This window comes from Halorubrum xinjiangense (assembly GCF_900102375.1).
Lineage (GTDB): Archaea > Halobacteriota > Halobacteria > Halobacteriales > Haloferacaceae > Halorubrum > Halorubrum xinjiangense.
Map to the genome: position 1 here is coordinate 13345 of NZ_FNBO01000002.1, position 12548 is coordinate 25892.

13 protein-coding genes are annotated in these 12548 nt (G+C 69.8%); 9 read left to right on the plus strand and 4 right to left on the minus strand.

Going from position 1 to position 12548, the window contains the following annotated elements; translation table 11 throughout:
- Positions 1–37: 37 nt before the first annotated feature.
- Complete coding sequence (locus F3H13_RS02870; RefSeq protein WP_149797564.1) at positions 38–1432, minus strand: sensor histidine kinase; 1395 nt, start codon at positions 1430–1432, stop codon at positions 38–40.
- A 149-nt stretch (positions 1433–1581) separates the two neighbouring features.
- Between F3H13_RS02870 and F3H13_RS02875 the strand changes: the two genes are divergently transcribed.
- Both F3H13_RS02875 and F3H13_RS02880 read left to right on the plus strand, forming a co-directional pair.
- Positions 1582–1860, plus strand: coding sequence for a zinc ribbon domain-containing protein (locus F3H13_RS02875; RefSeq protein WP_149797565.1), 279 nt, complete (start codon positions 1582–1584; stop codon positions 1858–1860).
- Positions 1861–1940: 80 nt separating this feature from the next.
- The gene (locus F3H13_RS02880; RefSeq protein WP_149797566.1) at positions 1941–2621 is read left to right on the plus strand and encodes a phosphate ABC transporter permease; all 681 of its coding nucleotides are present in this window, start codon (positions 1941–1943) and stop codon (positions 2619–2621) included.
- Positions 2622–2669: 48 nt separating this feature from the next.
- Here the strand turns inward: F3H13_RS02880 and F3H13_RS02885 are convergent, their stop codons facing one another.
- On the minus strand, positions 2670–3530 hold the full coding sequence (locus F3H13_RS02885; protein ID WP_149797567.1) for a 3-hydroxyacyl-CoA dehydrogenase family protein: 861 nt from the start codon (positions 3528–3530) through the stop codon (positions 2670–2672).
- A 214-nt stretch (positions 3531–3744) separates the two neighbouring features.
- Here F3H13_RS02885 and F3H13_RS02890 point away from each other — a divergent pair, with 214 nt between their 5' ends.
- The 5 genes from F3H13_RS02890 (at position 3745) to F3H13_RS02910 (ending at position 8862) form a co-directional block, all read left to right on the plus strand.
- Positions 3745–4548 carry a class I fructose-bisphosphate aldolase gene (locus F3H13_RS02890; RefSeq protein ID WP_149797568.1) on the plus strand — a complete coding sequence of 268 codons (804 nt, stop codon included), beginning with the start codon at positions 3745–3747 and terminating at the stop codon, positions 4546–4548.
- A complete protein-coding gene (locus F3H13_RS02895; RefSeq protein WP_149797569.1) occupies positions 4548–5444 on the plus strand; it encodes a class 1 fructose-bisphosphatase in 897 nt (298 codons plus the stop codon). The genes F3H13_RS02890 and F3H13_RS02895 overlap by 1 nt, the downstream gene beginning before the upstream one ends.
- Positions 5445–5638: 194 nt before the next feature.
- The gene (locus F3H13_RS02900; RefSeq protein ID WP_149797570.1) at positions 5639–5869 is read left to right on the plus strand and encodes a PRC-barrel domain containing protein; all 231 of its coding nucleotides are present in this window, start codon (positions 5639–5641) and stop codon (positions 5867–5869) included.
- Between the two features lie 348 nt (positions 5870–6217).
- Positions 6218–6964: a hypothetical protein gene (locus F3H13_RS02905; protein ID WP_149797571.1), complete on the plus strand. Its 747-nt coding sequence runs from the start codon at positions 6218–6220 to the stop codon at positions 6962–6964.
- A gap of 86 nt (positions 6965–7050) precedes the next feature.
- Positions 7051–8862 (plus strand): acyl-CoA carboxylase subunit beta, encoded by a 1812-nt coding sequence (locus F3H13_RS02910; protein ID WP_149797572.1) that lies wholly within the window; start codon positions 7051–7053, stop codon positions 8860–8862.
- 381 nt (positions 8863–9243) lie between these two features.
- Here F3H13_RS02910 and F3H13_RS02915 read toward each other — a convergent pair whose 3' ends face one another.
- Positions 9244–9792, minus strand: coding sequence for a DedA family protein (locus tag F3H13_RS02915; protein WP_149797573.1), 549 nt, complete (start codon positions 9790–9792; stop codon positions 9244–9246).
- A 160-nt stretch (positions 9793–9952) separates the two neighbouring features.
- On the opposite strand from F3H13_RS02915, the gene F3H13_RS02920 reads away from it, so the two are divergent.
- Both F3H13_RS02920 and gfo6 read left to right on the plus strand, forming a co-directional pair.
- Positions 9953–10480, plus strand: a complete 528-nt coding sequence (locus tag F3H13_RS02920) for a redoxin domain-containing protein (protein WP_149797574.1) — start codon at positions 9953–9955, stop codon at positions 10478–10480.
- Between the two features lie 52 nt (positions 10481–10532).
- The gene (gfo6, locus tag F3H13_RS02925; RefSeq protein ID WP_149797575.1) at positions 10533–11624 is read left to right on the plus strand and encodes a D-xylose 1-dehydrogenase Gfo6; all 1092 of its coding nucleotides are present in this window, start codon (positions 10533–10535) and stop codon (positions 11622–11624) included.
- Between the two features lie 43 nt (positions 11625–11667).
- Here gfo6 and F3H13_RS02930 read toward each other — a convergent pair whose 3' ends face one another.
- On the minus strand, positions 11668–12510 hold the full coding sequence (locus tag F3H13_RS02930; protein WP_149797576.1) for an aldo/keto reductase: 843 nt from the start codon (positions 12508–12510) through the stop codon (positions 11668–11670).
- Between the last annotated feature and the right edge of the window lie 38 nt (positions 12511–12548).

The window sequence follows — 12548 nt, forward strand, 5'->3', positions numbered from 1 at the left end:
GGGGCGGCGGCCGCGCTGACCGCGATACGCGGTTCGCTCACCGATCGAGATCCACGTCCGTGAACTCGAACCGCGCCCCGCCGCCGGTCCCGTCACCAATCGCAACCCGCCAGCCGTGGGCCTCGGCGATCCGCTTGACGATGGTCAACCCGAACCCGGTCCCGCCGCTCTCCGAGGTGTACCCGTGGTCAAACACCTTCCCTCGGATCTCCTCAGGTATCCCCGGACCGGTGTCTTCCACGTAGATCCCGTAGTCATCGATCCGGCCGACGCGGACGGTCACGTCCGGCCCGCCGTGTTCGACCGCGTTCCGAAACAGGTTCTCGAAGACGTGTTGGAGCCGGCTCTGGTCGCCGACGACCGTAACATCGTCTTCGATCTCGATCGTCGCCTCGCCCGTGTGGACGTTTTTCCAGCAGCTGCCGACCAGATTCGTCAACTCGAACCGCTCTAAGTCCGAGACCACCTGGCCCTGTCTGGCGAGCGTGAGCGTGTCGGAGACGATCTCCTCCATCCGGTCGAGCGACCTCGCGATCGGGGGGAGGTGCTCGCTGTCGCACTCGACGGCGAGCAGCGCAGCTCGGCCCTGCGCGATGTTGAGGGGGTTCCGCAGGTCGTGGGACACCACGCTGGCGAACTCCTCCAGCTGTTCGTTCTGGCTCCGTAGCTGGCGCTCCTGTCTGATCCGCTCCGTGATGTTTCGCGTGATACCGATGATCTGGACCACCTCCCCGTTCGTGACGATCGGCGTGAGCACCGTCTGCCAGAACCGCGCGCCCGCGTCGACGCGGAGCTCCTCCTCGTACGAGATCGGTTCGCGGGCCCGAACGCACCGGCGGTAGTTCGCGTCGAGGCCCGACCCGACGTCCTCCCCGAACACGTCGGTCGGAGTCTTCCCTCGGACCTCGTCGGTCGTGATCCCGGTCTCTTCCTCGTAGGCTCGGTTCAGGCGTTCGAAGCGGAACACGGGCTCCGCATCTCCAGACTCGACGGTGAGGAAGAAGATACTGTCCTCGACGCTGCCGAGGAGCGTCCTGTACTCCTCCGCGAGCTCTCGGAACCGGTGCTCCTGTTCCTTTCGCTGGGAGATGTCGCGGCTGTTCACGAGGATCCCGTCGATGTCCGGGTCGTCGAACCGATTCTGGAGGGTCGCCTCGATCCAGCACCACGACCCGTCGGCTCGCCGAAACCGCGTCTCGATTGTTCGGGTGTCGCTCGGGTCGACCATGATGGCCTCGATGGCCTCGGCGACGGCGGCGCGGTCGTCGGGATGCTGGTACTCGTACCCGACTTCCCCGATCAGATCCTCGGGCTCGTAGCCGAGCGTCTGCGTGACCGAAGGGCTCACGTACGTTATCGTCCCCTCCGAATCGATGATCGTCGGAATGTCCGACGACTCCTCGACGAGCTTCCGATATAGATTCCCGCCCATACGTGTCGTACGGTTGGCCAGGGTATAAACGGGCGCCGCGCGCCGGCGAAGCCGGCATCGATGAGCGCGCCCTTCGGGATCCGCGGCCGTCTCCCAGCAGCCGCACCACAGTCAACAGAGCCATATCGATCACGACCGAAGCGGCGTCCGTGCCGAGCGACCGCGTCCACTGCGTCGACTGCCGAGAGCCGATCCCGGCCGACGCGCGGATCTGCCCGCGCTGCCGCGCGATCCAGCCCTCGCCGCTGCTGGACGTCGGCGTCGTCGTCGCGGGCGTGTTCGCGCTGTTGTTCGGCGTCGTCCTCGCGGTGATGACCGTCGGGACGAGCCGCCTCCTCGGGTTCCTCCTGCTCGTCGTCGGCTTCGGGCTGGCGGTCGGCGGCTACACGCGGTACGTCGACCGGCAGGCGGCGAGTCGCGCGCGGTAGGGTGCCCTTTCTCACCGGACCGCGCTTCCCGTCGTCGCGGCTGCGACAGTTTAAATACCAGCGACCGTCACGATACCCACATGTTCACCCCACTTACCGGCGGCTTGGTCCTCGCGGGGCTGGCGCTCGCGTTCGTCGGCGCGGCGGTCTCCGTCTACGCGGTGACGCTGACGGGGCTGCTCGTCGGCGCCGGCGCCGGCTACCTCTTCGCGCCGAACGTCGTCGGCCTCATCGCGATCGACGGCGCGGTCCTGACCGCCGGCGCGGTCGGAGTCGGCGGGCTCCTCGGCGGCTTCCTCGCGTACGCCGGGCTCTCGTTCGCGGTGCTGGGGATCGGCGCGGTCGTCGGCGGCTTCGCCGGTCGGTTCGCTGTCGGCCCGTTCTACGCGGCGGACGCGGCGGGGATCGAGGGGACGGCGCTGCTCGTCGGCGCGACGCTGGCGGGCGTCGCGGTCGGCGCGCTGTTCGGGTTCGTCCTCACGCGGACGACGCTCGTGGTCTCGACCGCGCTCATCGGCGCGGCGGTCGCCTCGCGGTCGCTCACGCCCGCGGACTTCGAGGCGGCCGCCGCGGAGACGACCGTCGAACCGCTCCTCTTCGACCTCTCGGCGCCCGCGTTCCTCGCGGTGTTCGTCCTCGGAACGCTCTCGCAGCTCGGCCTCTTCCGGTTCGGCTACGTGACGAAGCTGGTCGGACTGCTGCCCGGCGCGCGCCGGTGGACGGCGGACGACGACCGCGACGGCGACGCCGGCGCGGCCTGATCGCGCCGCAGTCGCCGGAGCGCTTCGTCGCGCGTCGCCGGAGCTCGTTCAGTCGTCGTACTCGTAGAAGCCGCAGCCGGTCTTTTTCCCGAGGTCGCCCGCTTCGACCTTGCGCTTGAGGAGGTAGGCGGGCTTGTAGCGGTCGCCGAGCTCCTCGTGGAGCGTCTCGCTGGCGTCGAGCGCCACGTCGAGGCCGATGTGGTCGGCGAGTTCGAGGGGGCCCATCGGGACGTTCGTCCCGAGCTTCATCCCGCGGTCGATGTCGGTCTTGTCCGCGACGCCCTCGTCGTACGCGCGGATCCCTTCGTTTATCCACGGCATCAGGATCCGGTTGGTGACGAAGCCGGGCTTGTCGTCGGCCTCCCACGTCTCCTTGCCGAGGTCCTCGGCGAACGCGTGTGCGAAGTCGACGACCGCGGGGTCGGTGCGCTCGCCCACCACGACCTCGACGCCGTCCATGATCGGGACGGGGTTCATGAAGTGGAGGCCGACCACGTCGCTCGCGCGGTCCGTGGCGCTCGCGACGCTCGTGATAGACAGCGTGGAGGTGTTCGTCGCGAGGACGGCGTCGTCGTCGGTGACGCGGTCGAGGTCGGCGAACACCTCGCGTTTCACGTCGAGGTCCTCGATCACGGCCTCGACGACGAGGTCGGCGTCGGCGAGGTCGTCGAGGTCGGTCGTGCCCGCGATCCGGTCGCGGATCGCGTCCGGCGCCTCGTCGAGCGCGTCCTTCCCCGCCAGCCGGTCCAGGCTGTCCGCGACGCTGTCGAGGCCGCGCTCGACGTACTCGGCCTCCACGTCCCGCATCACCACGTCGTAGCCCGCCGTCGCCGCGACCTGCGCGATGCCGTTGCCCATCGTCCCGGCGCCGACGACGCCGACCACGTCGACCTCGGATAATGCTCGCATGCGGACCGCTGCCGCGCCGCGGGTGGTAAGTATTGCGAAAGCCGCCCCGGGACCGCGCCCCGCACGGAGAAATTAACAATTTGAGTAGTAACGAGTTGGTTATCTCGATCGCTCGATACTCTCCCCGAAACGCCGCTTAACCGGGCGTTTAGTTTCTTTACGCCCGGTGGTTTCACCACAGCCCTTTTTACGTATGTAACGGAACTACGAACTGATGCTTCCTCACGCCGCCGACGACATCGAGCGCGACGGTAAATCCCTGATCCTCGCGTACGACCACGGGCTCGAACACGGGCCGGTCGACTTCGAACCGAACCCGGACACGGCGGACCCGGAACGGATCTTCGAGCTCGCCACCCACGAGGCGGTCACCTCGCTGGCCGTCCAGAAGGGGCTCGCCGAGGCGTACTACCCGGACTACGCGGACGAGGTCAACCTCCTGTTGAAGCTCAACGGGACCTCGAACCTCTGGATGGGCGAGCCGAACAGCGCGGTCAACTGTACGGCGGAGTACGCGGCCGAACTGGGCGCCGACGCGGTCGGGTTCACCGTCTACGGCGGCTCGAACCACGAGGTCGAGATGGCCGAGGAGTTCCGCGAGGCGCAGGAGGGCGCCCGCGAACACGACATGGCCGTCGTCATGTGGTCGTACCCGCGCGGTCAGGGGCTCCGAAACGACGGGAGCCCGGATGTGATCTCATACGGCGCGCGGCTCGGCTTAGAGCTCGGCGCCGACGTGGTGAAGGTGAAGTACCCCGGCTCCGCTGAGGCGATGGGCCACGCCGTCGAGATGGCCGGCCCCGCGGACGTCGTCATGTCCGGCGGGACGATGCGCGACGACAAGGCGTTCCTCCGGAACGTCTCGAACGCCATCGACGCGGGCGCCACCGGGATCGCCGTCGGCCGGAACGTCTTCCAGCGCGACAAGCCCGAGCGCATCCTCGACGCGCTGGAGGCCGTGATCTTCCAGGAGGTCGAGCCCGACGAGGCGCTGGCCATCGCCGAGAGCGACGACTGATGGCGTCCCCGAACTCGACCGTCGACGCGGTGTTCGACGCGGTCGCGGCGACCGCCCCCGAGATCCGCGCCGCGCTCCCCGGCCGCCGCGTCGAGAGCGGGACGGAGAACGCCTCGGGCGAGTCGGTGCTGGCCGGCGACCTCTACGCCGACGAGCTGCTCGGTGAAGCGATCACCGCGGTCGACGGCGTCGGCTCGTTCGTCAGCGAGGAGCGCGAGACCGCCGTCGACGCCGGCGGCGCCGTGGGGAGCGGCCACGACGACGCCTACGCGGTCGCGATCGACCCCCTCGACGGCTCCTCGAACCTCCGGTCGAACAACGCCATGGGGACGGTCGTCGGGGTCTACGACGCCCCGCTGCCCGCGAGCGGCCGGGACTTGGTCGCCGCCGGCTACGTCCTCTACGGCCCGATCACGACGATGGTGGTCGCCGACGAGGCGGGCGTCCGCGAGGAGGTCGTCGCGCGCGACGCCGACGGCGGCGTCGACAGGTCGGTCGTCGAGGCCGACCTCTCGCTGCCGGGGACGCCGACCGTCTACGGGTTCGGCGGGCGCGTCCCCGACTGGCCCGCGGACTTCCGCGCGTACGCCCGCTCGATCGAAGACGAGCTGAAGCTCCGCTACGGGGGCGCGATGGTCGGCGACGTGAACCAGGTGCTCACCTACGGCGGCGTGTTCGCGTACCCCGCGCTCCGGAGCGCGTCGGCCGGGAAGCTCCGGCTCCAGTTCGAGGCGAACCCCGTCGCGTACATCGTCGAGCGCGCGGGCGGCGCCTCCTCGGACGGAACCGGCTCGATCCTCGACGTCGAGCCCGAGGCGGTCCACCAGCGCACGCCGCTGTACGTCGGCAACGAGGCGCTGATCGAGCGGCTGGAGGACGCGCTCGACGACGGGTGACGTCGCGGCCGACCGGGGAACGGCCACGGTTCCCGGGACGTATCGACGACGTAACCCGCGCGTATTCGCAGTAGGCCGCGGCGATCGGTTCGACGGGCCGCGGCGTCCGCCGACTTCGCCGAGCCTACGCGCCGCTATGGAGGTGATTACAATGTCCGATCGCTCCCGTACACTCGGTGCGGAGGAACAAACGAATGGAACTCACAGCAGATGCCGAAGGCAAGCGCGTCGTGAACCAAGAGGGAACGAAGATCGGGACGGTGTCCGCAGTCGAGGGCAGCCGCGCGCACGTCCACCCCGACCCGGGCGTCAGCGACACGATCAAATCGAAGCTCGGCTGGGGCGACGCCGACGAGGAGACGTACCCCGTCGACGAGGCCGACATCGAGTCGGTCGACGACGACGAGGTCAGGCTCAAGCGATAGCCCCGCACCGCGGACGGACCGACCCGGCTCCGTCAGACGGCCGGACCGACCTCATCCGACGGCCGAACCGACCCCATCCGACGGCCAAACCGACCCCGTCCGACGGCCGACGTCGGGCGCGGCTCGATTTTTCGCCGTCGACGCCCGAACTCGCGCCGCTCACCGCCTCAGGGCCGTCGCCGATACGCACGTCCGACCCACCGAGATTCTTCTATTAGTTCATGACTAACGTTAAATTCAAAATCAAGAAAATATAAATTACCATCTGTGGAGGAATCAGGAATTCTTATTCGAAGCGTGCTCCTACCTCGGGGTACGCGCCGGTACGCAGTCATTACCGGCCTCCACATGGACTCGCACCACGACGACCCGCGGCTAACGGGCGAACACCTCCGTTCGATCGACGCTCCTACGGGCACCGTTACGCTGGTCGGCGTCGTCCACGACCACCCCGCCAGCGCCTTCCGGGTTCGGACCGCGGTCGCGGACCGGGCCCCCGACGTCCTCGCGCTCGAACTGCCGCCGCTCTCGCTGCCGCTCTTCGAGCGGTACGCCGAGGATACCCGCACCCCGCCGGCGTTCGGCGGGGAGGCGAGCGCCGCGATCCAGGCGGCGTCGACGGACCGAGTCGTCGGCGTCGACGGGCCGACCCTGCCGTTCCTCCGCCGACTCGCCGCCGCGCTGTACCGCGAGGGCGGGTCGATGGGGACCGTTCGTGGCGTTCTCGGCGGTCTCACGTCGGTGGCGAAGAACGCCCTCAGGTGTCGCCTCGCGGCCTCGATCGCGGCACTCACGTCGGTCCGGCTGGAGGTCGACTCGCCGGTCTCGTACGCGGTCGACCGCACCGACAGCCCCGAGCGACAGGCGGAGAGCGAGCGCGCCCAGATCGCTCGCGCCCGCGCCGTGATGGACACGTTCGAGCCCTCCCGGGCGACCTCGTTCGGCGACGACGTGCGCGAGACCCACATGGTCGACCGCCTCGCCGACCTCCGCGGCGAGGGCGACGTCGTCGCCGTCGTCGGCCGTCACCACCTCGACCGGGTCGCCGAGGGGCTCAGCGAGCGGATGGGCGGCGACGCGGACTCGGACCGCTGAGCTGACTCGCGGGTTCGGGTCGTCGGATCGCCGTCCGCCGATCCCGCATGGAAAACTGTTTAGGACTCTCCGCAAATCTTGCGTCCATGAGAGTCCACGTCGGCGCGGCGGCGACCCCCGAGGAGGCCGAAGCGATCGCGAAATCGCTCGCGGAACACCTCGGCGTCGACGTCGACGTCCACATCCAGGGCGAGGAGACGCCGGTCGCGAGCGCCGAGCCGCCCGAGCCGAGCTACCCACTCGACGACGACCTCGGACCCACCGACCGCGAGCGCGACCTCCGCGCCGAGATAGCCGACATCCGCGAGGGCGGGCCGGAGAAGTACCGCGAGCGGCTCTCGGAGCAGGGGAAGCTGTTCGTCCGGGACCGCCTCGACCTCTGGTTTGGCGGCGAGGGCGGTACCCGCGGCGCCGGCGACGCGAGCGCCGCCGACGGCGACCCCGCGGGCGTGACGTTCGAGGACGGGAAGTTCGCCGCCTTCGACGACTGGCACCCCGACGCGCCAGCCGGCGAGGACGGGGAGGAGAACGAGGCGGGCGGCGACCGCCTCCCGGGCGACGGCCTGCTGACGGGCGCCGCGGAGTTCGAGGGGCGCGACGTCCACTTCATGGCAAACGACTTCACGGTGAAGGCGGGGTCGATGGCGTCGAAGGGCGTCGAGAAGTTCCTCCGGATGCAACAGCGCGCGCTGAAGACGGGGAACCCCGTCCTCTACCTGATGGACTCCTCCGGCGGCCGGATCGACCAGCAGACCGGCTTCTTCGCCAACCGCGAGGGGATCGGGAAGTACTACTACAACCATTCGATGCTCTCCGGCGCGGTCCCGCAGATCTGCGTCCTCTACGGCCCGTGTATCGCCGGCGCCGCCTACACGCCCGTCTTCGCCGACTTCACCGTGATGGTCGAGGAGATGTCCGCGATGGCGATAGCCTCCCCCCGGATGGTGGAGATGGTCACCGGCGAGGAGATCGACTTAGCGGACCTCGGCGGCCCTCGCGTCCACGCCGAAGAGTCCGGCTCCGCGGACCTAATCGCGCGCGACGAGGAGCACGCCCGCGAACTGGTCGCGGACCTGATCGGCTACCTCCCGGACCGGGCGGGCGAGAAGCCCCCACGACGCGAGACGAAGCCGCCCAAGTACTCGCCGGAGGGGATCGACGAGCTGATCCCCGAGTCGCCGAACCGCCCGTACGACGCCCACGACCTGATCGAACGGATCGCCGACGCCGAGTCGGCCTTCGAGCTGAAAGAGGGGTACGGCCCGGAGATCGTCACGGCGTTCTGCCGGATCGACGGCCGTCCCGTCGGCGTAGTCGCCAACCAGCCGACGGAGCGGTCGGGGGCCATCTTCCCGGACGCGGCGGAGAAGGCCGCGGAGTTCATCTGGACCTGCGACGCCTACGAGATCCCCCTGTTGTACCTCTGTGACACGCCCGGCTTCATGGCCGGCTCGCAGGTCGAGAAGGACGCCATCTTAGAGAAGGGGAAGAAGATGATCTACGCCACCTCCTCGGCGACGGTGCCGAAGCAGACCGTCGTCGTCCGGAAGGCGTACGGCGCGGGGATCTACGCGATGGGCGGCCCGGCATACGACCCCGAGAGCGTGATCGGGCTCCCTTCCGGCGAGATCGGGATCATGGGCCCCGAGGCCGCGATCAACGCCGTCTACGCCCGGAAGCTCGCCGCGATCGACGACCCGGAGGAGCGCGCGGCCGAAGAGGAGCGCTTGCGCGAGGAGTACCGCGAGGGGATTGACGTCCACCGGATGGCGAGCGAGGTCGTCATCGACGAGATCGTTCCCCCCTCCGACCTCCGCGCGGAACTGGCCGCGCGGTTCGACTTCTACGCGGACGTTCAGAAGGATCTCCCCGACAAGAAACACGGGACCGTTCTGTAACCGACCCCACCCTACTTCGCTCGGCCTTGCGGCCTCGCTCGTTGAGGGTGGGGTTTTGATGTGGTTTTCGCCCTCGGTTGGCGCGACGGGGCGTCTTGTGCGCCCCGCCTACCGGACGCCCCTCGGGGTCGACAAACCCACCATTCAGGGCCGGGCTACTGCGGCCCGTACTGCGCGCCACTTGTGGACGCACAGCACTAGCTGGCAGTAAGATATGGTGTAAGATAGTGGTTGCGAAAGTTCGTGTCGGCTTCCTCTCCGGCCTACTCGCGTCGCGCTTCCGACTGAGCGTCGGAACCCCTCGCTCCTTGAGGCCGGAGGCTCCGCCTCGAAAACTGCTGACCGACGCGTGCGAAGCGCGGGCGCGCCGGCGGTCTGCTCTTAAATAGCCGCGACCCAACCGGCGCCGAGGAGGTCGGCCGCGCTCCCGACCCCGAGCGCCACCGCGACGCCGACCGCCAGCAGCGCGCCGACGTACGCGGCCGACCCGACCAGCGACGCGGCGGCGAACCGCGGGGCGGAGACGGACGAGGCGTTCGCGGTCGGGACGGCGAGCCAGCCGCGCGTCCCCGGGACCGCGTTCGAGGCCGCCACCGCGGGGAGCCCCCACCGGTCGAACCAGCGGCCCGCGCCGGCGAGCCGAGACTCGCCGACCGGAACGAGAGGGAGCGACGCCGGGTCCACGTCGAACCGGCGGACGGCCGCGAAGACGACGGACTGGCCGAGGGTCGCGCCGACCACCGCCGCGGCGAACACCGGCAGGACCGCGAGCGCCTCGACGCCGACGGCGACGACCGCGGCGACGAACAGCGTCCGCGCCGGGAGCACCTTCCCGACGAGCGCGCCCTCGAGCGCGAACACGGCGAACACCGCGACGGCCCCGTAGCTCTCCACGAGGGCGAGCGCGGTCGCGGCGTGGGCGCTGAACACGCCTCTCCTCGGTCGGCCACACGTATATCTCTTACACCGTGAGAGATGCTCTCAGGAGTCATAACGGGATTTAACCGGTTTAATTGACAGCTCCGCCCCTCCGGCGGGAACCGGGCCGCTGGGAGTGAGTATTTAATAGCCGCGTCCACCTGTTCCGATCGTGATAGATACCGGAGTCACGGCGCCGGACTTCATCGCCCCTGCGGTCGCCGGCGGGGCGGCCGCGGAGCTGGAGCTGTTCCGGCTCGTGGACGGCCACGAGGCCGTCGTCTGCTGTTTCGCGCCGGCGACGTTCGTGCCCGCGTGTACGGCCGAGTTCGCCGCGGTCCGCGACGCCGGCTGGGACGACCGCGACGACCTCGCCGTCGTCGCGCTCACCGGCGACTCGCTGTACGCCGGGTTCGCGTACGCCGACCGGTTCGACCTCCCGTTCCCGGTCGTCGCCGACTTCCACGGCGGCGTCGCCGAGTCGTACGACCTGCTCGCCGAGTCGTGGGAGGGCCACTCCGACATCCCGCGGCGCGCGACGCTCGTGATCGACGGCGACTGGACGGTCCGGTTCGCCGCGGCGACCGACGACCCGCTCGACCGCGCCGATCCAGCGCCCGTCGAGCGCGCGACTGAGACACTGCGGGCGCTCGGCGTCGACGTCGACCGCCCGCGAGTGGACTACGACGGGGAGTGGTGAGCGAGGGGGCGTCGCGGGGGGTTATTTGGCGCCCGCGCGTCGACTTCCCGGTATGGAAGCCGCCTTCGCGGAGTACCTCGACGAGTTCGCGCGACGGGACTGGGAGACGCTCGATCCGGACGCCGTCACCGATCCCGTCCGGGTCGCGGTCGTCGGCCTCGGCTGGTTCGCCCGCGAGTGGGCGCTGCCCGGCATCGAGCGGTCGGCGTACACCGAGGCGACCGTCGTCACCGACGTCGACGCGGACGCGGTCGAGACGGTCGCGGCCGAGCACGGCCTGACGGGGGTCGCGCCCGAGGCGTTCCGGTCGGGCGCCGTCGCCGAGGAGTACGACGCGGTCTACATCGCGACGCCGAACGCGACCCACCTGGAGTACGTCGAGGCCGCCGCCGGGCAGGGGAAGGCCGTCCTCTGTGAGAAGCCGCTGGAGGCGACCCTCGACCGCGCCCGCCGGCTCGTGAGCGCGTGCCGCGACGCGGACGCGCCCCTGATGGTCGGCTACCGGATGCAGACCGACCCCGCCGTGCGGCGGCTCCGCGACCTCCTCGACGCGGGCGTCGCCGGCGAGGTGATCGGGGTCCACGCGACGATGTCGCAGACGATGCTCGGCGAGCTCGGCGGCGACGCGGACCAGTGGCGGCTCGACCCCGACCTCTCCGGCGGCGGCGCGCTCATGGATCTGGGCGTCTACCCGCTCAACACGACCCGCTTCGTCCTCGGCGAGGACCCCGTCCGCGTCTCCGGGCGGACCCGGTCGGAACACGAGGCGTTTGCCGACGTCGACGAGCACGCCACGTTCCGGCTTGAGTTCCCCGGCGACGTCGACGCGCTGTGTACGGTGAGCCAGAACGCCCAGCACGCGAGCCGGCTAGAGGTCACCGGGACGGACGCCCGGCTAATCTTAGACCCGGCGTTCTACGAGCGCGAGGACCGCGGCTTCGCGGTCGTCCGCGACGGGACGCGCGTCGACGTCGACTTCGACCAGGTCCACCAGATCGAAGCGGAGTTCGCGTACTTCGGCCACCAGCTCTTGGCGGGCGAGCCGTTCCACCCGGACGGCGAACACGCGCTCACGGACATGCGCGCGCTCGACGGGATCTACGAGTCGGCCGAGACCGGGCGGCCGGTCGATCTCGGCGACTGAGGCGCGCTCGCGGTGCGCTCGCGGCTGTGAGACCGAGAGACCGCTACTGCTCGATCCCGTACACGTCGCTCGTCCAGTCGCGGGCGGGCGTGTCGTACACCGGCTCGTCGCGGTCGCGCTCGTCGAGGCGCCGCCGGTCGGTCGCGTCGAGCTCCCAGTCCGTCTCGGCGTTGGCCCGGACGTGCTCCGGGGTCGACGAGCGCGGGAGCGGGACGACGCCGTTATCGATCGCCCACCGGACGACGACCTGCGCCGGATGCTTGTCGTACGTCTCCGCCAGCTCGGCGACGACTTCGTCGCCGAACACGTCGGTCCGCGCGAGCGGGGCCGCGGCCTCGATCACGGTGTCGGTCTCGCGGCAGTAGTCGACGAGGTCGGGGCGCTGGAACCACGGGTGGAACTCGATCTGGTTGACCGCGATGGGAACGTCCGAAATGTGGTGCGCGCAGCTCAGCTGGTACGCGCTGAAGTTCGAGACGCCGACGTCGCGGACGAGCCCACGATCGCGCAGCTCCGCCATCGCCCGGAGCGTCTCCCGCAGCGAGATGGCCGGGTTGGGCCAGTGGATGAGGTATAAATCGAGGTAGTCGGTCCCGAGGCGGTCGAGCGACGCCTCGCACGATTCGATCACCGACTCGTAGTTGAGGTTCTTCGCGAGCACCTTCGAGGTGAGGAAGGCGTCGTCGCGGTCGACGTCGCTCGCCGCGAGGGCGTCTCCAACGGCCTCTTCGTTGTGATACCCCTCGGCTGTGTCGATGTGCGCGTAGCCGGCGTCGAGGGCCGCGCGCACGCTGTCGGCCGTCTCGCCGTTGCTGAGGTCGTACGTGCCCAGTCCGAGCCCCGGCAGCTCGGCGCCGCTCGGGAGCGTCTTCGTTGGTACGGTCACACCGGAGGGGTTCGCCGGATCGCCGATTGAAACTACCG

Bases quoted from the DNA above. Each gene is read 5' to 3' on its own strand.
- F3H13_RS02890 (WP_149797568.1), top strand. From the start codon at position 3,745: ATGCTTCCTCACGCCGCCGACGACATCGAGCGCGACGGTAAATCCCTG.
- F3H13_RS02880 (WP_149797566.1), top strand. From the start codon at position 1,941: ATGTTCACCCCACTTACCGGCGGCTTGGTCCTCGCGGGGCTGGCGCTC.
- F3H13_RS02905 (WP_149797571.1), top strand. From the start codon at position 6,218: ATGGACTCGCACCACGACGACCCGCGGCTAACGGGCGAACACCTCCGT.
- F3H13_RS02900 (WP_149797570.1), top strand. From the start codon at position 5,639: ATGGAACTCACAGCAGATGCCGAAGGCAAGCGCGTCGTGAACCAAGAG.
- gfo6 (WP_149797575.1), top strand. From the start codon at position 10,533: ATGGAAGCCGCCTTCGCGGAGTACCTCGACGAGTTCGCGCGACGGGAC.
- F3H13_RS02910 (WP_149797572.1), top strand. From the start codon at position 7,051: ATGAGAGTCCACGTCGGCGCGGCGGCGACCCCCGAGGAGGCCGAAGCG.
- F3H13_RS02885 (WP_149797567.1), bottom strand. From the start codon at position 3,530: ATGCGAGCATTATCCGAGGTCGACGTGGTCGGCGTCGTCGGCGCCGGG.
- F3H13_RS02895 (WP_149797569.1), top strand. From the start codon at position 4,548: ATGGCGTCCCCGAACTCGACCGTCGACGCGGTGTTCGACGCGGTCGCG.
- F3H13_RS02870 (WP_149797564.1), bottom strand. From the start codon at position 1,432: ATGGGCGGGAATCTATATCGGAAGCTCGTCGAGGAGTCGTCGGACATT.